15 protein-coding genes are annotated in these 22,079 nt (G+C 70.2%); 3 read left to right on the top strand and 12 right to left on the bottom strand.

What is annotated here, in order from left to right; genetic code table 11:
- Nucleotides 1-171: 171 nt before the first annotated feature.
- Entirely contained in the window at nucleotides 172-546 is a 375-nt protein-coding gene (locus UYS_RS18515; RefSeq protein WP_156821618.1) for a hypothetical protein, read from the top strand.
- Nucleotides 547-720: 174 nt separating this feature from the next.
- On the opposite strand, the gene recD is transcribed toward UYS_RS18515, so the two are convergent.
- From recD to recC, 3 genes are read right to left on the bottom strand one after another with little or no spacing between them, the layout of a single operon-like run.
- The gene (gene recD / locus UYS_RS0212435; protein ID WP_016855846.1) at nucleotides 721-2,940 is read right to left on the bottom strand and encodes an exodeoxyribonuclease V subunit alpha; all 2,220 of its coding nucleotides are present in this window, start codon (nucleotides 2,938-2,940) and stop codon (nucleotides 721-723) included.
- Nucleotides 2,937-6,800 carry an exodeoxyribonuclease V subunit beta gene (gene recB, locus UYS_RS0212430; RefSeq protein WP_016855845.1) on the bottom strand — a complete coding sequence of 1,288 codons (3,864 nt, stop codon included), beginning with the start codon at nucleotides 6,798-6,800 and terminating at the stop codon, nucleotides 2,937-2,939. Before recB ends, recD begins: the two co-directional genes overlap by 4 nt.
- Entirely contained in the window at nucleotides 6,797-10,453 is a 3,657-nt protein-coding gene (gene recC / locus UYS_RS0212425; RefSeq protein WP_016855844.1) for an exodeoxyribonuclease V subunit gamma, read from the bottom strand. Before recC ends, recB begins: the two co-directional genes overlap by 4 nt.
- A 169-nt stretch (nucleotides 10,454-10,622) precedes the next feature.
- Between recC and UYS_RS0212420 the strand changes: the two genes are divergently transcribed.
- Nucleotides 10,623-10,952 (top strand): hypothetical protein, encoded by a 330-nt coding sequence (locus UYS_RS0212420; protein WP_016855843.1) that lies wholly within the window; start codon nucleotides 10,623-10,625, stop codon nucleotides 10,950-10,952.
- 13 nt (nucleotides 10,953-10,965) lie between these two features.
- Nucleotides 10,966-11,454, top strand: coding sequence for a metallophosphoesterase family protein (locus tag UYS_RS0212415; protein ID WP_016855842.1), 489 nt, complete (start codon nucleotides 10,966-10,968; stop codon nucleotides 11,452-11,454).
- An 86-nt stretch (nucleotides 11,455-11,540) separates the two neighbouring features.
- Here the strand turns inward: UYS_RS0212415 and UYS_RS0212410 are convergent, their stop codons facing one another.
- The 9 genes from UYS_RS0212410 to UYS_RS0212370 form a co-directional block, all read right to left on the bottom strand.
- A complete protein-coding gene (locus UYS_RS0212410; protein ID WP_016855841.1) occupies nucleotides 11,541-13,064 on the bottom strand; it encodes a malonate--CoA ligase in 1,524 nt (507 codons plus the stop codon).
- Nucleotides 13,061-14,428 (bottom strand): malonyl-CoA decarboxylase, encoded by a 1,368-nt coding sequence (locus UYS_RS0212405; RefSeq protein ID WP_016855840.1) that lies wholly within the window; start codon nucleotides 14,426-14,428, stop codon nucleotides 13,061-13,063. Before UYS_RS0212405 ends, UYS_RS0212410 begins: the two co-directional genes overlap by 4 nt.
- A 13-nt stretch (nucleotides 14,429-14,441) precedes the next feature.
- Nucleotides 14,442-15,776 (bottom strand): TRAP transporter large permease, encoded by a 1,335-nt coding sequence (locus UYS_RS0212400; RefSeq protein WP_016855839.1) that lies wholly within the window; start codon nucleotides 15,774-15,776, stop codon nucleotides 14,442-14,444.
- Nucleotide 15,777: 1 nt separating this feature from the next.
- Entirely contained in the window at nucleotides 15,778-16,302 is a 525-nt protein-coding gene (locus tag UYS_RS0212395) for a TRAP transporter small permease subunit (RefSeq protein ID WP_016855838.1), read from the bottom strand.
- A 61-nt stretch (nucleotides 16,303-16,363) separates the two neighbouring features.
- The gene (gene dctP / locus UYS_RS0212390) at nucleotides 16,364-17,365 is read right to left on the bottom strand and encodes a TRAP transporter substrate-binding protein DctP (RefSeq protein ID WP_026068536.1); all 1,002 of its coding nucleotides are present in this window, start codon (nucleotides 17,363-17,365) and stop codon (nucleotides 16,364-16,366) included.
- Between the two features lie 383 nt (nucleotides 17,366-17,748).
- Nucleotides 17,749-18,240 carry a methylated-DNA--[protein]-cysteine S-methyltransferase gene (locus UYS_RS0212385; RefSeq protein ID WP_016855836.1) on the bottom strand — a complete coding sequence of 164 codons (492 nt, stop codon included), beginning with the start codon at nucleotides 18,238-18,240 and terminating at the stop codon, nucleotides 17,749-17,751.
- Between the two features lie 26 nt (nucleotides 18,241-18,266).
- The gene (locus UYS_RS0212380; RefSeq protein ID WP_016855835.1) at nucleotides 18,267-19,646 is read right to left on the bottom strand and encodes an AlkA N-terminal domain-containing protein; all 1,380 of its coding nucleotides are present in this window, start codon (nucleotides 19,644-19,646) and stop codon (nucleotides 18,267-18,269) included.
- 316 nt (nucleotides 19,647-19,962) lie between these two features.
- Nucleotides 19,963-20,091, bottom strand: a complete 129-nt coding sequence (locus tag UYS_RS18885) for a putative transporter small subunit (protein ID WP_016855834.1) — start codon at nucleotides 20,089-20,091, stop codon at nucleotides 19,963-19,965.
- A gap of 56 nt (nucleotides 20,092-20,147) precedes the next feature.
- Entirely contained in the window at nucleotides 20,148-21,860 is a 1,713-nt protein-coding gene (locus UYS_RS0212370) for a sodium:solute symporter family protein (RefSeq protein WP_016855833.1), read from the bottom strand.
- Between the last annotated feature and the right edge of the window lie 219 nt (nucleotides 21,861-22,079).

Raw genomic sequence — 22,079 nt, 5'->3', positions numbered from 1 at the left:
GGTGTGAGAGTGATAGCTGGCTCAACATTGGATTATGGGAGATGTATAAAATATTGACAGGGACGGGGATGAAAACTGAAGTTCTCAGGGTTTATCCATTGAGGAATGTTGTCTTCGGGCAATAAAAGGGGTGACGGTATGCGAAGTGGGTTACTGTTGGGTGGGCTCTTAATGGTGTCCTCTACAGCTATTGCGATGGATTACAGCCATCCTGGCTCACCATCCAGCACGACAGACTGCGTACAATACGCAACCTATGTTACAGATGGTGTTAAAGACTTCATATCATTAGAGGCGCCAAGGGATTTATCTAGAGAAGACCTTGATGAACTGATGGAGAAACGTGATGCAGAGCAAGGCGAGGAATTTTATAACGAGATTAGAAGAATGATGATTTACGATGCTTATGCTTGGTACAGAAGCACCAAATACGCTTACGACCCCGAAATGATGTATATGGAAATTCGTATGGAGTGCGAGATGGCCATAGCTGATAAGGATTATGAAGAGGACATGAAGGATTTGGAACGGCTGATGGGGGACTGACGGTGTGTACAGTAACGGTAGTTAGCTTAAACAAGTAAATCCAGCCGATCTTTAAACCACTACGCGTTTTTTCGGTAGACTGACTTGATGGTCACATTATAATCGCCTGAATGTCTGCTCCTGGCCGAAAGCTGACCTGCAATTTTGCCGAAATAAGAAGGGAGATGAAGACCATCAACTCCCCAACCCACTCACCCGCATCACTCTTCTCTGCGCCGCGTCCATCAGCTGGCCGCGGCCGGTTTCCACCAGCGTCAGCCAGTGGCGCGCGCGGGTGATGCCGGTGTAGACCAGCTCCCGGGTGAGGATGGGGTTCGGCGCGTCGGGCAGCACCAGGGCAGCGTGGGTGAACTCCGAGCCCTGGGACTTGTGCACCGTCATCGCGAACACCGTCTCCACCGCCTGCAGGCGCGAGGGCAGCACCCACTTGATGCGGTCGGTGCCGTCACCGGCGGGGAAGGCCACCCGCAGCAGGCGGCTGCCGTCGCCAAGCGCATTGTTCGGGCGCTGTGAAGAGTGCATTGCATCCGGGCGCGGCATATCCAGGGTGATGCCGATATCGCCGTTCATCAGCCCCAGGCCGTAGTCGTTCTTGGTCACCAGCACCGGGCGGCCGGGGTACCAGCGCTGGCGGCCGTCCTGGCTGTCGATCAGCTTTTCCCGCTCCAGCGCCTGGCGCACCCGCTCGTTCAGGCCTTCCACGCCCCAGGGGCCGCGGCGCAACGCGCACAGCAGCTGGAAGTCGCCGTGGGCGGCTAGCACCTCTCTTGCCCAATCATCGAAGGCGTCCTGATCCGCCTCAATCGCCGGGCGCCGCTCGGCCATCACGCTCAGGAAGTGGCGGTAGCCCACCGGCGGCGCGATGGCGGCGCGGGCGCCGGGCTGATGGCGAGAAAAGCGCTCCGGGCAGCCGGTCACGGCCAGGCGGGCCAGGCCGCGCTCGTCGTCGGCGGAGAGCTTCTGATGCGAGAGGTCGGCGAAGCCGGCGCTCAGGGCGTCGCCAATCGCTTTGCGCTTGGCGGAGGGCTCGGCTTCCAGGTTGATCGCCGCGGCCAGTTGGCCGATGCCGCTGTCGGCGGTGAAGCGGTGGCTGACGCGCAGCATGGCGATGGCTTGGTCCAACGGCTGGCCGTTGGCGTCCCGCGTCTCCGCGGGCAGTGGTTGGCCGGTGGCCTCACCCAGCCACTCGGCGGTGGCCGGGGTGTAGTGGCCGCCTTCGGCCCGGGCGCACAGGTCGCCCAGCACCGATCCGGCCTCCACCGAGGCGAGCTGGTCCTTGTCGCCCAGCAGCACCAGCCGCGCCCGGGGCGGCAGCGCCTCGAGCATCGCGGCCATCATGCCCACGTCCACCATCGAGGCCTCGTCCACCACCAGCACGTCCAGCGGCAGCGGGTTGTGGCGGTCGTGGCGGAAGCGGCGGGTGTCCGGGCGCGAGCCCAATAACCTGTGCAGCGTGCTGACGTCCTTCGGAATCACCTCGCGCAGCCGCTCGGGATCCTCGGCCAGGCCGTCGAGGTCCAGCCGTGCCACCTGGCCGGCGATGGACTCGTTGAGCCGGGCCGCGGCCTTGCCGGTGGGCGCGGCCAGGCGGATGCGCAGGGGCGGTGCGCCGTCCGCTTCGCTTTCCTCGTCTTCGTTATTCCCCATGGCCAGCGCCTGGAGCAGGGCGAGCAGGCGCACCACGGTGGTGGTCTTGCCGGTGCCGGGGCCGCCGGTGATCACCGCGAAGCGCGAGCGGCCGGCCAGGGCGCAGGCGGCCTTCTGCCAGTCGATGGCTGGCGGCGCATCGCCCCGCTCGGGAAAAAGCGCATCGAGGATCGGGCGCAGGCGGGCGGCGTCCGGCGCCTCGTCATTCTCCCCGCTACCGAGCCGGGCGAAGATCCGGCTGTGGATATCCTGCTCGTGCTGCCAGTAGCGGCGCAGGTAGAGCCGCGGGCGCGCATCGGTACCGGCGAGCACCAGCGGGGTGCTGCCGGGGCCGTCGGCGACGAGCTCGGGCTGGGCGAGGGCGGCGCGCCAGGCGTCCAGCTCCAGCGCGGCCATCACCCGGCTGGGCAGCGGCGGCGGGTCGTCCAGGCTGTCGCCCTCCGGCGGCAGCGAGAGCGCCAGGTCCGGGGTGGCCAGCGTCTGGGCCAGGTCCAGGCACACGTGGCCGCGGCCGAGCTGGTGGCTGGCCAGCGCCGCCGCCAGCAACAGCAGGGGTGAGGCCTCACTCATCCCGTTGGCCGCCGTCGCCTCGCGATGCAGGAAGGCGGCGAAGGCGCGGTCCAGCGAGCGCAGCCAGCCGCGTGCCACCCAGCGGTCGAGCAGGGCGAACAGCGCCGCGTGATCGGCCAGCGCGGTTTCGGGTGCTTGTTCGGACGCGGCGTCGTGGTTGGGGATATCCGGGGTCATGCGACGGCCTCCTCGGCGGCGCGGAACAGGGCATCGAGCGCGAGGATCAGCTCGCTCGGCGGGCGTTCGGCGTGCACGCCGCGGGAGGGCGCGCGGGTGCCGCGCAGGAAGACGTAGAGCGCCCCACCCAGGTGGCGCTCGATGTCGTAGTCCGGCAGCCGGGCCTCGAGCAGCCGGTGCAGGGCCAGCAGGTAGAGGCAGTACTGCACGTCGTAGCGCTTCTCGAGCACGGCCTCCGCCATCGCCGCCTCGGTGTAGGCGGCATCGTCCGCGCCCAGGTGGTTGGACTTCCAGTCGAGCACGTAGAAGCGCCCCTCGTGCTCCACCACCAGGTCGATGAAGCCCTTGAGCATGCCGTTCAAGGTATCGGGCTCCAGCGCCGGCCGCGGACGCCCGCCGAGTGTGTGAGCGCTTACGAGGGCGTCCATCCTGCGGGTGTTGACCCTGTGCGCGGCGAACCAGAACTCCAGCTCGACCCGGTAGCCGGCAAGCGCATCGAGGCTCAACGGTGCGGCCTCGCCATCGCCCGGCTTCGGCACCGGCAGCGGCGTGGTCAGTAGCTCCGGCAGCCACTGTTCGAGGGCGGCGATCTGGCCCTCCCAGCCGCGGCGGTTGGCGCGCCGGGCCAGGGTGTCGGCGCGCAGCTCGGCGTCTTCGGCCACCCGGGCGAAGCCTTCCTCGCCGGCCCACTCCAGCAGGCCGTGCAGGAAGGTGCCTGCAGAGGGCCCGCGGGGGAAGCGGTGAAGCGAACCCTCGCTCACCGTGGCGGCACTGGCATCGAAGGGTTCGTGGATCACCTCCATCGCCGTGGCCTCGTCGGCGGTGGTGGGCTCGGGCGACGGCTCGGCCTCGGCGGCGGCGTCGTCCGTTCCCTCGTCATCCGGCGTGGCGCCGGTGCGCAGCGCCGAGTAGCTGGCGATCCACCAGTGCTCGCGGATCGCCCGGGTGGGCGCGCGGGCCTCACCCAGCGGCGCGTCGTCGCCGGCGAGCTCGACCGGCGTGGCATCGGCCTCGGGGGCGTCCTGCACCGCGACCCGCCCCTCGCCATCGGCCAGTGCCTCGAGGGCCGGGCGCAGGTTGTCGGGCGAGAGCGCCTCGCCCCCGGAGAGCAGATGGCCGACGGCGCTGCGCTCCATGGCGTCCAGCGGCGCCAGGCCGAGCCAGGTGGCGTGGCGGGCGCGGGTCAGGGCGACGTAGAGCTTGCGCAGGTCCTCGCCCAGGCGCTCGTGGTCGGCGCGGGCGAGTATCGCCTCGTCGGCGGAGAGCGTCAGGCGCAGGTGGCCGTCGTCGTCATGCCAGCGCAGCGGCAGGTCGCCCTGCTTCACCGGGCGGAAGGCGGCGATGAAGGGCAGGAACACCAGCGGGTACTCCAGGCCCTTGGACTTGTGGATGGTGACCACCTGCACCAGGTCGGCGTCGCTCTCCAGGCGCAGGCGGTGGGTGTCGGACTGTGCGTGCGGATGCGCGCGGGACTCTGCCAGAAAGCGCAGCAGGGCGTGCTCGCCGTCGATCTCGGTGCTGGCCTCCTGCAGCAGCTCGCCGAGGTGCAGCAGGTCGGTGAGCCGTCGCTCGCCCTCGGGCACCGCCAGCAGGCGGCCGGGCACGGCGAAGTCGGCCAGCAGCCGGTGCAGCATGGGCAGCACGCCGCGGCGCTGCCACTGGCGATGATAGTCGCGGAACTGCATCACCCGCGCCTCCCAGGCGAGCTCGTCCTGCTGGGGGCCGCCGTTCAGGGCGTCGAGCTCGGAAAGCGAGAGCCCCAGGCTCGGCGTGGCGAGTGCCGCGCGCAGGCAGCGCTCGTCGTCCGGCGCGGCGCAGGCGGCCAGCCACCCCTCCAGCTCGGCGGCGGCCTCGGTCTCGAACACGCCCTCCTTGTCGGAGAGATAGACGCTGCGGATGCCGCGGGCAAGCAGGGCGGTGCGGATGGCGCGGGCCTCGCCGGCGTTGTTGACCAGCACGGCGAGGTCCGACGGCGCCAGCGGGCGCAGCTCGCCATCTTGGGTAAAGCCCGTCTGCCCGGCCTGGCCCTCGCGCAGCAGGCTCGCCATCTCGGTGGCGCAGCGCGCGGCCAGCTCGGTCAGGTAGGCCCCCTTGGGCAGGGTGTCGTCGGTGGCCAGGTGCCAGAGCGTCATCGCCGGCTGTGCGGCGCCGTGCCGGGTGAGTGAGTCCTTGCGACCGTTGGCGTCGACGGGGGCGAAGGGGACCGGGTTATCGTCCCCGCGGCGGAACAGGAAGGCGCCGGATTCGCTCTGCTCGGCGTGGGCGAACACCCGGTTCACCGCCTCGACCATGGGCGTGGCGGAGCGGAAGTTGGTGCCCAGCGTGACGTGGCGGCCGGCGGTGTCGCGCCGGGCCTGGAGATAGGTGTGGATATCGGCGCCGCGGAAGGCGTAGATCGCCTGCTTGGGGTCGCCGATCAGTAGGACGGCGCTGTCCTCTCTGTTTTCTTCCAGCTCATAGACCCGGTCGAACAGCCGGTACTGCACCGGGTCGGTGTCCTGGAACTCGTCGACCAGCGCCACCGGGAACTGCTCGCGGATGCGCGCGGCCAGCGTCTCGCCGGCCTCGCCCGCGAAGGCGGCGTCCAGCCGGTGCAGCAGGTCGTCGGGGCCGAGCTCGGCGCGGCGGCGCTGCACGGTCTCGCGGCGCGCGGCCATCCAGTGCACGGCGTGGGCGAGCAGGTCGGCGAACGGGTCGGGCAGCGCGGCGAGGCGCTCCGGGAGCTCGGCCAGCGCCTCCAGCGCCGGCAGGTTGGGCACGGGATCTTCCTTCCAGATCTCGGCGATGCCGTCGGGCGTCAGGCGCTTCCAGGCGGCGGGGGTGAGATCGGGGCTCGCGAGCTCGGCGTCATGGGCCCAGTCGCGCAGGGCGGCGAGCCAGTTGGCGCGGCTCCTGGCGTTGAGCTTCTGGCCGTTAAAGGCCTTGCGCTTGGCGGCGGCCTCGAGCAGCGCCTCCAGCTCGTCGAGCCAGGCCGGCCAGGGCGCCTTCAGCTCGGCCAGCGCCGCGGCGCGCTGCTCGCGGTAGTTCGAGAGCGCCTCGAACGGCGGCGGGGCCGCGGGCAGGGCGGCGGCGTGGGTGCGCAGCCGGGCGGCGGTGTCGTTGAGGGCGTCCGGCGTGGTCCAGTAGCGGGCGACGATGGCCAGCGCCTCGGGGTCGAGGTCGTAGTAGAAGCTGCGCCAGTAGTCCCGGGCGATCTCCAGGTCCATCTCCGACTGGTCCAGCGACATTTCCAGGGCGAACAGGCTGCCGCTGTCGAAGGCGTGCTCGCGCAGCATGCGGTGGCACCAGGCGTGGATGGTGGAGACCGCGGCCTCGTCCATCCACTCGGCGGCCAGCCGCAGCCGGCGGGCGCAGGTCGGCCAGCTCTCGCGGGGGTAGCTGTCGCGCAGGGCGAGCAGCGGATCGCCGCCCGGCGGGTCGCCGCTGGGCGGCGTTTCACCATCGGGCTCTGGATTATCCACACCCGGTTCGGCGAACAGGTCGCCGGTCTCGTTGGGAAACAACTCGGGCGCGGCGTCGGGCGCCTGAACCGGCATACCCTCCGGCTGGAAGGCGTCCGCCGCCTCCACCAGCCGGGCGCGGATGCGGTCGCGGAGCTCCTGGGTGGCGGCGTTGGTGAAGGTGACCACCAGGATCTCCGGCGGCGTCAGCGGCCGCGGGAAGCTGGCCGCGTCCGCTTCATCGCGCGGGCCGAGCACCAGCCGCAGGTAGAGCAGGGCGATGGTGAAGGTCTTGCCGGTGCCGGCGCTGGCCTCGATCAGCCGGCTGCCGGTGAGCGGCAGCGCCACGGGATCGAGCCGAGGCGTCTCGGCCGCGTGCAGGGTTTCTACGTTATTTCGAGCGGTATCGGGCGAGTTCATGAGTTCTTGCCTCCCTGGCCCTTACTCCCGTTCTTCTTGGCCTTCACCGCGTCGTGGAGGGGCGCGTAGAGCGCCGCGGTCAGTTCGGTGAAGCGCCGCCCGGCGGCCTCATGGCGCACCAGACCTTCGAGGTCGCGCCACTGGCGGGCGAGATACGGGTCGCGGCCCAGCTCGCCATGGTCGCCGTTGTAGCCGGTGCCATGGAAGGCGGTGACGGCGGCCTTCCAGGCCTTGTGATCGGCTTCTTCCGCCTTCTCCTCGCTGCCGAAGACGCGGGCCAGGGCGTCGGGGTCGCCGCCCTTCTCGTGCCAGGCGAAGGCGGTGTCGCGGGCCAGCGGCAGGGGGGTGGCCATGCCGGCGCGCCAGGCCCGGGCGATGGCCTCCAGGTGCGCGCGAGCGGTGCCGGCGTCCAGCGGCGCCAGGGTGCCGCCGCCGGCGCGGGAGAGCAGCACCGTGGTCATGGGGCCGAGGGCGAGCTGGCCGGCCAGGTGCGCGACCCAGGGGGCCAGCCAGTGCTTCCAGTGGTACTTGCCCTTGTTGACCAGGCTGCTGGTCATCAGCACCAGCCGGCAGCGCTCGCCGGCGGCGTTCTCGCGCAGGCCGTCCAGCCAGTCCTCGATGCGAAGGGGATCGCTATCGGTGGCGAGCTCCAGCGACACGGCGGCCGGTGTCTCCCAGGCGTGGGGCCAGGCCTCGAGCTGGTCGGCGTAGTCGCCGAGCAGGCCGTCCAGCGGCTCGACCAGGTGCTCGCGCATCAGCTCGGCGAAGCCGCCCATGGCCAGGCGACCCTCGCGTTCCAGGCGTTCCAGGGTGTCGTGCACGGCGGGCATCGGCGGCTCGGCGGCATCGACGGCGCGGCGCCCGGCCTCGATCAGCGCCTGCTGGAGCTGCCAGTGGTCCAGGCCGTCCAGGGCGAAGGGCTCGTGGTCGGGGCTCTCCAGCGCCTCGCGCTCGAGATACACGCCGAGGCGAGTGGTGAAGAAGGCCTTCACCGGGTCCTTGAGGAAGCCACTGAGGCGCGACAGCGTCAGCGCCGTGTCGAGCTCGATCGGTGGCAGCTCGCCGTCGGCGTCGGCCTCCGGCGTCGGCCGGCCGGTGTGCACCGCCCGCCACTCCCGGGCGTAGGTAAACAGGCCCGGGTTATCTGAAAGGCCTTCTACCGCGCCCGACCCCGCGCGGCTTCCTACCGTGCCCGACCCCGCACGGAAGTATTTTCTGCTGAACGGCTGCAGCGGGTGTTCGGTTGTCAGGGCGTCGACCAGGGCCTGGCCGGCGTCGTCCTCGTTTTCGTGGCCGGCGAGCGTCCAGCCGGCGGCCAGATGATCGCGCAGCTGGCCGAGCAGCACCGAGGGCGGGCGCGGCTCGTTGTCGTGGATGCTGCGGCCGACCCAGCTGACCATCAGGCTGTCGCGGGCCGAGAGCAGCGCCTCGAGGAACAGGTAGCGGTCGTCCTCGCGGCGCGAGCGGTCGCCGGGGCGGTAGTCGTGGCCCATCAGGTCGATGTCCAGCGGGCGCTGTACCCGCGGGTACTCGCCGTCATTCATGCCCAGCAGGCACACGTGGCGGAACGGGATGGCGCGCATCGGCATCAGGGTGGCGACGTTCACAGCGCCGGCCAGGAAGCGCTGGGAGAGGTTGGCCTCGTCGAGCTGGCCGAGCCAGTGCTCGCGCACCACCGAGAGCGGCAGCGCCTCGGTGAGGCCGGCGTCTTCGCTGGTTTCCTGCCAGGTCTCCAGGCCCTCCTCCAGGCGGCTCAGGGTGGCGAGGTCGGCCTCGTCCTCGGCGGCGAAGCAGGCGGCGAGCAGCCCGCGCAGGCGGCGGCACCAGGTGGGCACGTCGGCGGGCTCTGTGAGCGCGCGCCACTGGGCCTCGAGGGCGTCGAGCAGGTCCATCAGCGGTCCGGCCAGCGCCGCCTCCAGGCCGCCGATGTCGCCGTAGGGCTCGATGTCGTGCCAGGGGCCGTCCGCGGTGTCGCCGACGGCGTAGCCCAGCAGCAGCCGGCGCAGGCCGAAGGCCCAGGTGTTGGCGGTGAGCCCGCCGGGCAGGTCGAGCCGGGCGCGCTGCTCGGCGTCGAGCCCCCAGCGGATGCCGGCGCCCTCGATCCAGCGCCGCAGCACCGGCAGCGCCTCGGCGTCCAGGCCGAAGCGGGCGCGCAGGGCGGGCACTTCCAAAAGGTCCAGCAGGTCGCTGACCGTCAGCCGCGCCTCCGGCAGGTGCAGCAGCGCCTCCAGCGCCACCAGCAGCGGCTGGCGATGGCGGCTGGTCTGGTCGGAGAGCGTGAACGGAATGTGGCGCGGGTCCTCCGGCGGCAGGCGGCCGAACACCGCCTGCACGGCGGCGGCGTAGGTGTCGATGTCCGGCACCATCACCAGCACGTCGCGGGGGCGCAGCGTGGGGTCGGCGTCGAAGGCGGCCAGCAGCTGGTCGTGGAGGATCTCGACCTCGCGCAGGGCGCTGTGGGCGACGTGGAAGCGCAGGCTGCGATCATGGGCCGGGTCCACCGCCGGCCAGGCCTCGCGGGTCTCCTGGGGCGGGCGCAGCTCGAGCACGTCGTCCTGCAGCTGCTGCAGCAGACCCGGCGCCTCGCCGTCGGCGGGCGAGTCGAACAGGTCGATGCGCATCGCCTCGGCGTCGAACAGCGCGCGGTAGGCGTCCTGGTCGTCGAACTCGTCGAGCAGGCGCAGGTAGTCACGACCCTGCTTGCCCCAGGCGGCCAGCAGTGGCTGGGCGTGGAGGTGCAGCTGGGTGTCGTCGAGCTCCAGAGGCATGCCGGGGCGCTGGCGCTGGCGCCGGCGGGCGGCCCGCAGCAGGTCCTTGTGCTCGATGATGTCGGCCCAGAAGTGGCGGCAGGGATTGTGCACGCAGAGCAGCACCTGGGTGACCTTCGACACCGCGGCCAGGGCCTCGAGCGTCTGGCGGGGCAGCGAGGAGATGCCGAACACCACCACCCGGCGCGGCAGCCCAGGCGGTCTCGTCTCGGGCGTCAGCTCGCGGCAGGCCTCGAGGAAGCGGGTGTGGACCCAGGCGCGGCTGGTGGCGAGGCCATCCTCGCCGATGTCGTCGCGAAGACGCCGCCACAGCGCCGGCTGCCAGCGCTGGTCCTCGGCCAGCGGCCGGGCCTGGCCGCGGGCGTCGATCAGCTCGTCGCGGCCCTCGGCCCAGGTGGCCAGCCAGTCGGCGCGATAGACCTGATACTGGTCGAACAGGTCTGCCAGGCGCTCGGCCAGCTGGTGGCGCTTGCGGCGGTCCTCGTCGTCGGCCAGAAAGCGCGCCAGCGGGGCGAAGGTCTCGTCGTCCGTGAGCTCCGGCAGCAGGCGCATCAGCCGCCAGATCAGGCGCGGCTTGTCCAGCGGCGAGGCCGGCGGCACGGCCTCGTTGCCCAGCACCGCGCGGTAGGCCTGCCACAGGTAGCGCGCCGGCAGGGTGACGTCCATCGCCGCGGCGATACCGGCGCCGGCGGGCGGATCGGCCGCCAGCGCCAGCTTCAGCCACTGGCTGATGCCGTTGCTCTGCACCAGGATCACCTCGTCCTCGAGCGGCCCCAGCGGGTGATTGCGCAGCCATTCCACCGCCAGGTCGCGCAGCGCCTCCAGGCGATTGCCGTGGATCACCATGAAGCCGGGCGTCAGTTCGGTCTTGGCGGTGGCGAGCATGACGAATCCTTCGCGGCGATGAAACGGGGTTCAATGGTGCCGCAAAACGCCGGGGGCATGAAGCGGGCCGAGGGCCGGATGAACCTCCGCGGCGGGCACGAGTCGAGAAGGCATGCCGGCCTTGCCTGGCACACCTCGAACGCTCACCTGGCAGGGAGGCACCTTCACCATGAGCTCATCGACGCCGCTGACCACGCCGGACGGCCGCTATATCGTGGTCCGCGGCCGCCTGTGGCGCTGCACGAATCCCGAGCTGCCCGAGGCGCAGCGTGAGGCGTGGGTGCGGCAACTGATGCGGGCCCGGCGCGGCGTGGCCCAGGCGAAGCGTGCCCACGATCCGCAGGCCGAGCGCGAGGCTCGCGCTCGGGTCGACGAGGCCAAGCGGGCGCTGGGCGAGCGCGGGCCGGTGTGGTGGCAGGACGGCGCGCCGGACTATACCCGGTGCAAGGTCGAGAACACGCCCTATGCAGACTGGTATGCCGCGCTGGAAACGACCTGAAGGGAGGCTCTCCATGGATCACGAGCGCTTCGAGCTCGACGCCCCGATCGGCGTGATCGCCGACACCCACGGCACGCTGCGCGACGAGGCGCTGACGCTGCTCGAGGGCTGCGGGCTGATCCTGCATCTCGGCGACGTGGGCAGCCGCGACCGCGATGCGGCGATCCTCGCGCGGCTGGGCGAGCTGGCGCCGGTGCTCGCCGTGCGCGGCAACGTCGACACCGCGGACTGGGCCGAGCGGCTGCCCTGGCATCGCGACCTCATGGTCAACGGCTGGCGCCTGCATCTGGTGCACGACATCGCCGATCTCGCGCCCGAGACGCCCAGCGACGCCGTGCTCCACGGCCACTCCCACAAGGCGCGCAACGAGTGGCGCGACGGCCGGCTGCTGTTCAATCCCGGCGGCGCCGGCCGGCGGCGCTTCTCGCTGCCGCTGACCCTCGGCAAGCTGTGGGCCGATGCCTCGGCCCTGCGCGGCGCCATCCTGCATCTGCCGCTGTAGGCGCTGTCAGACTCCCCAACGACGACGGCACCGCCGTGGCGGTGCCGTCGTGTGCGTGGCGGCGGTGTGTCGCCCGCCTCGCAGGCCTAGCGATAGGTGGCGTCGAAGCGCTGGCGCAGCTCGTTCTTCTGCACCTTGCCCATGGTGTTGCGCGGCAGGGCGTCGATGAAGAACACCCGCTTGGGCTGCTTGTACTTGGCCAGCCGGCCCTGCAGGTGGGCGATCACCCGGGCCTCGTCGAGCCGGGCGCCGGGCCGGCACACCACCGTCGCGGTGACGCCCTCGCCGAAGTCCGGGTGGGGCAGGCCGATCACGGCGGATTCCAGCACCTCGTCCATCTCGTCGATGACCTGCTCCACCTCCTTGGGATAGACGTTGTAGCCGCCGGAGATCACCAGGTCCTTGTCGCGGCCGACGATCTGCACGTAGCCGCGCTCGTCGCGGGTGACCAGGTCGCCGGTGATGAAGAAGCCGTCCTCGAGCAGCTCCTCCTTCGTTTTTTCGGGCTTGCGCCAGTAGCCGACGAAGACGTTGGGGCCGCGCACCTGGAGGATGCCGATCTCGCCGTCGGCGACCTCCTTGCCGCCGTCGCGGTCGACGATGCGGATCTCCACCCCGGGCAGCGGCATGCCCACGGTGCCGGCGCGGCGGTCGCCGTCGTAGGGGTTGGAGAGGTTCATGTTGGTCTCGGTCATGCCGTAGCGCTCGAGGATGGCGTGGCCGGTCTTCTCGGCGAACAGCTCGTGGGTCTCGGCGGTCAGCGGCGCCGAGCCGGAGACGAACAGGCGCATGTTGGCGGTGACCTCGGGGGTGAGGCGATCGTCGGCCACCAGCCGGGTGTAGAAGGTCGGCACGCCCATCATCACCGTGCCGCGGGGCAGCTCCTCGAAGATCACGTCGGCGTCGAACTTCGGCAGGAACAGCAGGCTGGAGCCGGCCATCAGGGTGACGTTGCAGGCCACGAACAGGCCGTGGGTGTGGAAGATCGGCAGCGCGTGGATCAGCCGGTCCTCGGGGGTGAAGCGCCAGGCCTCGACCAGCGCCGCGGCGTTGGAGCCGAGGTTGCGGTGGGTGAGCATCGCGCCCTTGGAGCGCCCGGTGGTGCCCGAGGTGTAGAGGATCGCCGCCAGGTCGTCGTCGCCGCGGGGCACGGCGTCGTCGAAGGGCGTGGCGGCCGCGGCGCGCTCCATCAGCGAGCCGTCGGCGGCGGTGCCGAGGGTCTCGACCGCCGGGCAGCCGGTCTCGTCGGCCAGCGCGCGGGCTTCCTCGAGCACCGCCGGGCGGCACACGAACAGCGCCGGCTCGGCGTCGCTCAGGAAGTAGCGGATCTCGTCGCCGGTGTAGCCGGTGTTGAGCGGCAGGTAGACCGCCCCGGCGCGCAGCGTGGCCAGGTAGAGCAGGATCGCCTCGGGGCTCTTGTCGACCTGCACCGCGACCCGGTCGCCGGGCGAGACGCCGAGCGTGACCAGGGCGCCGGCCAGCCTGGCGCTCTCGACCAGGGCATCGGCGTGGGAGTAGCGGCGGCCGTCGCGGGTGGTGATGAAGTCGGCGTCGCCGCGGGCCTGCATGCGGGCGGCGAAGGTCTTGAACAGGTTGTTGTTATCGGTCATCTGGCGGTGTCTCCCTTGCCTTGCGCCTTGCGGGCCTTGCGCACGAGGTCCTTGACCTCGCCGGAACGCGCCACGGTGGCGTTGGCGGTGTAGTTCTCGTGATTGCGCTCGATGTCGTTGAGCACGTAGAGGTAGTTGACCATCAGCCCGGCGGCCTGCTCGAGGCCCTTGGCCGAGGTGTCGCCGAGCCAGTTGATGCGATGCAGCTCGGCGCCGTTGCCCAGGTGGAAGCGGGCCACCGGGTTGAGCGGCAGGCCCCTGGGGTTCTTCTCCTCGGCCAGGTAGCGGGCGGCCAGCGGGCGCACGATGGCCTTGAGCGCCTCGGCCCGCTCGGCGTCTTCGTGCCAGCCGGGCGCCTGGAGCTCGGCCAGCGCCTCGCGGGTGGATTCCGGCAGGGTGGTGTCGTCCTGGCGCTCGGCCAGCCACTGGGCGAAGCCCGGCACCGGCGAGAGCGTGACGAAGTGCTTGAGCTGCGGCAGCTCCTGCTTGAGCTCCTGCACCACCTGCTTGATCAGGAAGTTGCCGAACGAGATGCCGCGCAGCCCCGTCTGGCAGTTGCTGATGCCGAAGAAGGCGGCGCTGTCGGCGTCCTCGGGCTCCTCCACGTGGCCCTTGTCGTCGTGATCCCCGGCCAGGATCGGCTGGATGCGCTCCGGCAGCCCCTTGCACAGCGCCACCTCGACGAAGATCAGCGGCTCGTCGCCGGTGGCCGGATGGAAGAAGGCGAAGCAGCGCCGGTCGCGGGCGTCGAGCCGGCGGCGCAGGTCGTTCCAGTCCTGGATCTCGTGCACCGCCTCGTAGCGGATGATCTTCTCCAGGATCGAGGCCGGGGTGTTCCAGTCGATGCGCTTGAGCATCAGGAAGCCGCGGTTGAACCAGGAGCCGAACAGGTGGGCGAAGTCGGCGTCGATGGCCGTGAGCTCGGGATGCTCGCGGCGCAGGGCCAGCAGCTGCTCGCGCATGCGCACCAGCTGGTAGGTGCCCTCGGGGGCCAGGTTGAGGCGCCGGAACAGCTCCTGGCGCTTCGGCTCGCAGGCCTCGAACAGCGCCTCCAGCGAGGCGTTGTCGCGGGTCTCGCGATAGGCGGCGTAGCTTTCGTCGATGCGCTCGGGGTCGGCGGCGAACTCCTCGGCCAGGCGCATGAAGAAGTGCCTGCGCTGGTCGGCGTCGAGCCGTGCGTACATGGCCAGGGCGCGGCTGGCCAGGGTGATGCTCGAGGCCTCGCCGTCGCTCTCGAGCAGGGCGCGACAGGCCTCGACCAGCGCGTCCGGGTTGGGGGCGTCGTCGCCGTCCGAACGCCGCCAGCGCAGGGCGTCGCGCTGGGTGATGTTGTTGAGCAGTTCCTGGAGGAAGGTCATGTTCATGGCGGCGTCTCCTTCAGCCCATGATCAGGTCGGGGAGCCACAGGGCGATGCCCGGGAACAGGCACAGCAGCACGATCGCCAGCACCATGCACAGGGCGTAGGGCAGGCTGCCGGTCAGGATGCTGCGCAGCGAGATATCCGGCGCGATGCCCTTGATGATGAACAGGTTCAGGCCCACCGGCGGCGTGATCAGGCCGATCTCCAGGTTGATGGTCAGCACCACCGCGAACCAGTAGGGGTCGAAGTCGGCGGCCAGGATGATCGGCAGCAGGATCGGCGCGGTCATCACGATCACCGCCACCGGCGGCAGGAAGAAGCCGGCCACCAGCAGGAAGACGTTGATGACGCCCATCAGCACCCAGCGGTTGACCTCCAGGTCGGCGATGGCGCCGGCCACGGTCTGGGTGATGAACAGCGACGACAGGGCGTAGGCGAACACCTCGGCGCAGGCGATGACCAGCATGATCATCACGCTCTCGCGCAGCGAGTCGCGCATGATCAGCTTGATCGGCCCGGCCTGCCACATGCGGTAGATCAAGATCGCCAGCGCCAGGCACAGGAAGGCGCCGACGCCGGCCGCCTCGGAGGGCGTGGCCACGCCGCCGTAGAGCGCGAACAGGATGCCCGCCACCACGGCGAGGAAGGGCAGCACCCGCACCACCGCCTTGAGGTTGGAGTCGACGTTGGCCTTGACCGTCTCCTTGAGCCGGCCGGCGGCCTCGGCCGCGGGGTTCTGATAGCCCCCGGCCAGCTTGCAGGCGATGATCGTCCACACCATGAACAGCCCGGCGAGCATGAAGCCCGGCACCACCCCGGCGATGAACAGGCGGCCGATGGAGGTCTCGCTGGCGATGCCGTAGATGATCATGGTCACCGAGGGCGGGATGAGGATGCCCAGGGTGCCGCCGGCGGCGATGCAGCCGGCGGCCACGCCGTCGGGATAGCCGCGGGTGCGCATCTCGGGGATGCCCATCTTGCCGATCGCCGCGCAGGTGGCCGGCGACGAGCCGGAGAGGGCGGCGAAGATCGAGCAGGCGCCGATGTTGGAGACCGCGAGCCCGGCCGGCAGGCGGCCCATCCACAGGTCCAGCGAGCGGTAGAGGTCGCGGCCGGTGGGCGAGGAGGCTACGGCGGCGCCCATCAGGATGAACATCGGGATGGCGACGAAGCCGAACTCGGCGATGCGCTCGAAGAAGGTCTCGCCGAAGTAGGTCAGCTCCGGCATGCCGCGGTCGTAGAGCAGCGCCATCAGCGAGACGCCGCCCAGGGCGAAGGCGATGGGGGTGCCGATGGCCATCAGTACGATGAGGCCGACGGCGACGATGATGCCCAGCGTGATCGGATCCATGTCAGTTCTCCTCGCCGCGCAGCAGTTCGGCGACGTACTGCAGCGTCAGCAGGGTGGCGCCGAGCGCCACCGGCAGCAGGGCCGGCCACAGCGGCGGGTTCCACACCGTGCCGGTGGTCCACTGGCCGTGATAGGCCTCGGCGACATAGACCCAGCTGCCGTAGGCCAGCGCGGCGCAGAAGGCCAGGCCGACCAGCGAGCCGAGCAGCAGCATGAGCCTGCGGCCCAGGCCACCGACCAGGTCCGGCAGCAGGGTGATGGCGACGTGGCCGCCGGTCATCAGCACGTAGGCGCTGCCCATCAGCATGGCGCCGGTGACCGAGAAGATGGTGAATTCGGTCTGCCAGCTGGTGCTCATGCCCAGCGCGTAGCGCACGAAGACCATGTGGCAGATGGCGCCGACGCCGGCCAGGAACAGCGCGCAGGCGACGTAGGCGGCGCCGCGGGAGACGCCGTCCATCAGGCGGATGTAGCCGCCGACCAGCGGCAGGCGTCGGGCGAGGGGTGAGGTATTGGCCATGGCCATGTCGTCCTCCCGGAGTCGGAGACACCGGCCCGGGGGCCGGTGTCGTGAGGCGAAAACCCGGTTACTCGACGGCCAGGGCGGCGTCGATCAGGGCCTGTCCGTTGGGGACGTTCTCGGCGAAGTTCTGGTAGGAGGTCTGCTTGGCGATCTCCAGCCAGGCGTCGTAGTCCTCCTGGCTCATGGTCACCACCTCGACGCCGTTCTCCTCGTAGGCGTCGACCATCTTCTGGTCGAGCCCGGCGGCCTCCTCGGCGAAGAAGTCCTCGGCGGCCTGGCCGGCGGCGGTCAGCGCCTGCTGTTGTTCCTCGCTGAGGCCCTGCCAGCTGCGCTCGGAGATCAGGATCGGCTCGTACATGAACCACAGGGCGTGCTCGCCCGGCGCGGTCATGCAGCTCACCTGCTCGTAGATGCGGTAGGAGACGAAGGACATCGAGGAGGTGTTGGCGGCGTCCAGTACCCCGGTCTGCAGGGCGGTGTAGATCTCGGACGACGGCATGGAGGAGATCGAGGCGCCGGCGCCGGCCAGCATTTCCTCGAAGGCCGGGCCGGCGGCGCGGAAGGTCTGGCCCTCGACGGTGTCCGGCGAGGTGATGCACTGCTGGCTGGAGGCGAAGCCGCCGGCCAGCCAGGCATCGGCCAGCACCCGGGCGCCGCCTTCCTGGATGACGTCCTTGATCATGTCCATGAACTCGGAGTCGTTGAGGCGGCGGGCGTGCTCGTGGTTGCGCACCACGCCGGGCATCAGGGTGGCGGAGAATTCCGGGTGGCGGCCGCTGGCGTAGTCGAGCGGCAGGGCGGTGATGTCCAGGCGTCCGCGGGACAGCGCGGCCCACTGCTCGCGGGCCTTGAACAGCGACTGGCCGGGATAGACCTCGATCTCCAGGCCGACGTCGGCCTCGGCGACCTTGTCGGCCATCAGCTGGACCATCTCGTCGCGCACGTCGCCCTGGCCACCGGGGAACTGGTGGGAGGCGCGCAGCACGGTGTCGGCCGAGGCGGCGGTGCCGGCGAGGGAGGCGGCGAGAGCGGTGCCCGCGACGAGGGGGAGCATTGAGCGTTTCATGGCGTCTCCAGATTGGCGTTGTTGTTATGGGCCGTGGGTTGGGAGCGACTTCTCTTTACCGCAACAGCGCGAGAGCGGCTGTTGTACGAAGCTTTCTTGTATGAAGTGTCTATCAGCGGTGCTGATATATATTTCAATAGGCGAAGTGAAATACTACTGTCAAACCGGGCGGCTTAGACAAAGGCATCAGCTGCGATGCAGCAAAGACGCCGGAAGGCGCTCGTGGCGGGCGATCGGGCGGGATGGAAGAAAATCGTGGGCAAGCCCGCCGCGACGCCCGCACGAGGCGGGGCATCGCGACGGCGAAACGATCCGGGGCCCGGCTCGGTACCGAGACGCCTGGTTCAGAGAAGCCCGGTGCCGGGTGCTCGGTTCAGCGCGGCTCAGTTCAAGGAAAAGGGAATCTCGCCGGCCTCGTGCGCCAGCAGCCACTGCTTGCGGCCGATGCCGCCGGCGTAGCCGGTGAGCCGGCCGTCGCTGCCGATCACCCGGTGGCAGGGCACCACGATGGCCAGCGGATTACGGCCGTTGGCCGCGCCCACCGCGCGCTGGCCGCCCTTGCACCCGAGCTGCTCGGCGATCTCGGCGTAGCAGCGGGTCTCGCCGAAGGGAATGGTCGAGAGCGCCTGCCAGACCCGGCGCTGGAAGTCGGTGCCCTGCGGCGCCAGCGGCAGGTCGAAGGCCTGGCGGAGGCCGTCGAAGTATTCGGCCAGCTGGGCGCGGGCCTGCTCGGTGTGGGCGTTGGGCCGTGCCGGCTCGTCCTCTTCCATGACGAAGGCGATCTCGGTCAGCCCGGCGTCGGAGGCGCCGAGGCGGATCAGGCCGAGGGCCTCGGTCTCCGGCGGGCGGAAGTAGTCCAGGGCATCGTCGGTCATCGGCTTGGCTCCTTGTTGTATGAACCTCAGGGGGTGGAAGACCAGAGCTGCAGGGTCAGGTAGCTGCGCCAGGGCGCTCCCCGGGCCGGCTCGGCGCCCGCCAGGCGGGGCAGGGCGCGGCGCACGCCGGCATCGCCGTCCAGCCAGATATCGGGGGCGCCGGTGCCGCGCAGCGCCGCGTAGTTCGCCGTCCAGGGCCCGATGCCTTTCAGCGTCGTCCAGGCCTGCGGATCGTCGTCGGCATCGCCTTCAGCGTACCAGCTCGCGAAGCGCCTGAGCGTCGCCTTGCGGGCGCCGGGCATGCGCAGTTCGTCGAGTTCGCTGTCGGCGATGGCCTCGGGCAAAGGGAAGTGATGGCCGTGCTCGGTCGGCTCGCCCCGCGCTTCCACCAGTCGCGTGACCAGGCCGCGGGCGGCGTCGGTGGAGACCTGCTGGCCGAGGATGGCGCGGATGCCGGCCTCGAAGGGCGACCAGATGCCGGGCAGCCGCAGCCCCTCGACCAGTGCAAGGCCGGGGAAGGCGCCGGCCAGATGGGTCTCGATGGTGGTGGTGTCGGCGTCCAGATCCAGCACCCGGCGGATGCGCCGCACCACCGGCGACAGTGCGCGCAGGTCGTCGAGCACGAGGCGGACCCGGAAGGCGTGGCGCTGCGGGACGTGTTCGGCGGTGAACGAGCCGCGCGCGCCGCCCCAGCGGATATGCCGGCCGTAATATGCCTCGCCGACCCACTCCAGGCCGGCAATGGCACGGCCGGCGTGGAAGTCTCGCAGCGCCGGCCAGGCATAGGGCGGGCGATAGGCCAGCCACAGCGTCAGCGGCTCGCCGTTCTGGCCGCCGTTGGCGCTATCGGCGGCGCTTCGGCGCAGTTCCCGCGGTGCCAGGCCGAGGCGGGTCATGAAGGCATCGTTAAAGCGTCGCAGGCTGCGAAAGCCGCTGGCGTAGGCGATGTCGGTGATCGGCAGCGTGGTCTGGTGCAGCAGCTGCTTGGCGAACAGGCACTGGCGATACTGGGCGTAGGCCTTGGGCGAGACGCCGAGTCCGTCGTGGAACAGCCGCCTCAGGTGACGCTCGCCGACGCCGAGTCGCTGGCACAGGTCGCCCAGCGAGCCGTCGCTCAGGGCGCCGTCGTCGATCAGCCGCAGCGCTCGCTCGAGCGTGGTGCGGGTGCCGCGCCAGGCGGGGGAGTCGGGGGCGCTGTCCGGCCGGCAGCGCAGGCAGGGACGGAAGCCGGCCTCGGCGGCGGCCAGGGGCGAATCGAAGTAGCGCACCCGGGTGTCTTTCGACGGGATGGCCGGGCAGATCGGTCGGCAGTAGATGCCGGTGCTGGTCACGCCGACCACGAAGCGGCCGTCGAAGCGCGCATCCCGGGCCAGGCGCGCCTGACGGCACTGAGCGGCATCCAGCATGGCGGCGTTCCTCGGTCTCGGTTCCTGATCGTAGTGTAACGCGCCGGCGCGGCGAGACTCGCCGGAAACGGACGTCAAGCCGGACGCTTCGTGCAGGTCACGCGGCGTCTTTGCCTGATTGTGCGTCGAGTGCGCGTCGACCGTTAGCGCAGCCGCGCCCGGTGGCCTTCCATCGAGCGCTGGCCGAGGGCCTCGGCCTCCGGCGGGCGGCTCAGTCTAGCCTCCCGTGTCGTTGGATTGAACGAAAAGGACCCCGCCGGCAGTGGCCGGCGGGGTCCTTGGCAGGGCGGCGATCAGGGGATCGCCAACCTCCGCGTCAGACGAGCTCGCGCTGCTCGCGCCTGGCGTCGCGGCGGTCGCGCAGCACCGCGCGGCAGATCAGTACCAGCACGCCCAGGGTCAGGGCGGGCCATACGAGCACATAGAAGCCATAGAGCAAGTTCATGGCGGTTCTCCTCGTGGCGGCGCCGGCACCCGGCGCCGTGGTGGATGGGCCCCGGCTCAGCGCTGGCCGGCCAGGGGGGTGGCGTCCTTGGGCGGGGTCGGCTGGCGGCGCGATGCCTCCGCGGGCGCGCCCTGGATATGGTCATAGTCGCCGACCCGTTCGCCGATGGTGGCGAAGTCGAAGCGCTCCTGACGGCTCGCGAGGCTCATCACCACGCACACCAGGGTGCTGGTGCCGTAGGCGGTCAGCGAGGCCAGCAGCACGGTGTATTCGCGCAGGAAGCCGGTGGCGAAGACCAGCATGGCCGCGAGTGCCAGGATGCCGGCGAGGAAGCCCATCGTGCGGCCCAGGAAGCCGAACACCATCAGGCCGATGATCACGCCGCCGCCGATGCTCGCCAGCAGTTCGAAGAGCAGGCCGGTGGCGCCCGCCAGCGGCAGCCACTCGAAGCGCGCCAGGCAGAACATCACCATGGCCACCAGCACCGAGGTGGTGAAGGCCGCGTTGGTGATGCGGTCCCAGAAGCAGCTGGCGATCACCGGGAAGACGATGGCGCCCCACAGCGCGCCGACGAACACCAGCATCACCAGGATATCCAGCGAGAAGCTGGCGAAGACGATGCCCGCCGCGGTGGCGATGATCATGGTCAGGCGGCCCACCAGCAGCATGCGCTGGGGGTCGGCCTTGCCGCGGGCCAGGTTCTTGCCGTAGACGTCGGCCATCATGATCGCCGACAGCGCCGAGAGGTCGGAGTCGGCGGTGGAGGAGAGCGAGCCGATCACAAGGATGAAGAACAGCGCGATGAACACCGGCGGCAGGTAGCTCGACACCATCTGCGGGATCAGGTTATTCATGTCGCCATTGAGCGGCTCGATGCCCAGCGTCAGGGCCATCAGGCCGATCATGCCGAGGCCGATGACGATGGCGCCATAGCCGACGGTGGCGGTGAGGAAGGTCGGCTTGATGTGCTCCTCGTTCACCGCGAACAGGCGCTGGGAGATGGTCTGGTTGCCGATGGCGTAGGCCAGCACGGCGACGAAGAAGGGCGCGCCCTGGTTGAGGATGGCGTCCATCGAGAAGAAGTCGGCCTGCTCAGCGGTCAGGTTGTCGAGGCCGGCGACCAGCTCGCTCGGGCCGCCCATGGCGAAGAACACCGCGGGGATGATCACCACGGCGATGGCCATCAGGGCCACCAGCTGGGCGAAGTCGGTCAGCACCGAGGCGCGGAAGCCGGACCACAGGGTGTAGAGCAGCACGCCGACGCCGGCGATGATGACCCCGGCCTGGAAGGAGAGCGGCGAGAGCACCGAGACCAGGGCGCCGGCGGCGGTGAAGTTGACCATCAGGCTGATCACGCTGCCCAGCACGTTGGAGAGCGCCAGGATCAGCTGGCTGGAGCTGCCGTGGCGGGCGTGGATCAGCTCGCCCAGGGTGTGGGCATTGGGGGCGAGCTTGCGAAAGCGCCGGCCGAACGGGTAAATGAAGAGGATCATCAGCGCGCCCCAGAGCCCGTAGTGGATGGGGCCGGAGACGCCGTAGGTGTAGCCGGAGGTGGCGGCGGCGTAGAAGGAGGCGGCCCAGATCCAGGTGGCGGTCATGCTGGCCGCGCCGATGCCGAAGCCGATGCGGTGGTTGGAGACCATGAAGGCGTCGGCGTCTTCCTTCTTCTTGCGGATGCCGAGCGTGAGCAGGTAGGTGCCGCCGTAGAAGGCGAGCATCAACAGGAGGATGGTCGGGGTCGAGAATTGATGAAGCGATGCGCTGTTCAAAAGCAATCCCTCGGTGAGTGGAAGGGGCGCGTCACGAAACGGCCACGCAGGGGTGCCGGCCGGACGCGATGGTCGGGTGGGTCGTGTTGATCGCGCACGCGATGACGCCATCGGGGCGTGAGCCGATGAGGCGACGATGGAATGACGCTCGGGCCGCTCGAGGCGGCGCCGCGTGGCGTTACCCGGGGAAGGGAGAGGCTGGGGGCGGGCGGCGCGGCA

The sequence above is a fragment of the Halomonas smyrnensis AAD6 genome (genome assembly GCF_000265245.1).
In the GTDB taxonomy this organism is placed as follows: domain Bacteria; phylum Pseudomonadota; class Gammaproteobacteria; order Pseudomonadales; family Halomonadaceae; genus Halomonas; species Halomonas smyrnensis.
Note: the sequence above shows the minus strand (reverse complement) of the source record. Positions and strands in the feature narration are given on the sequence as shown.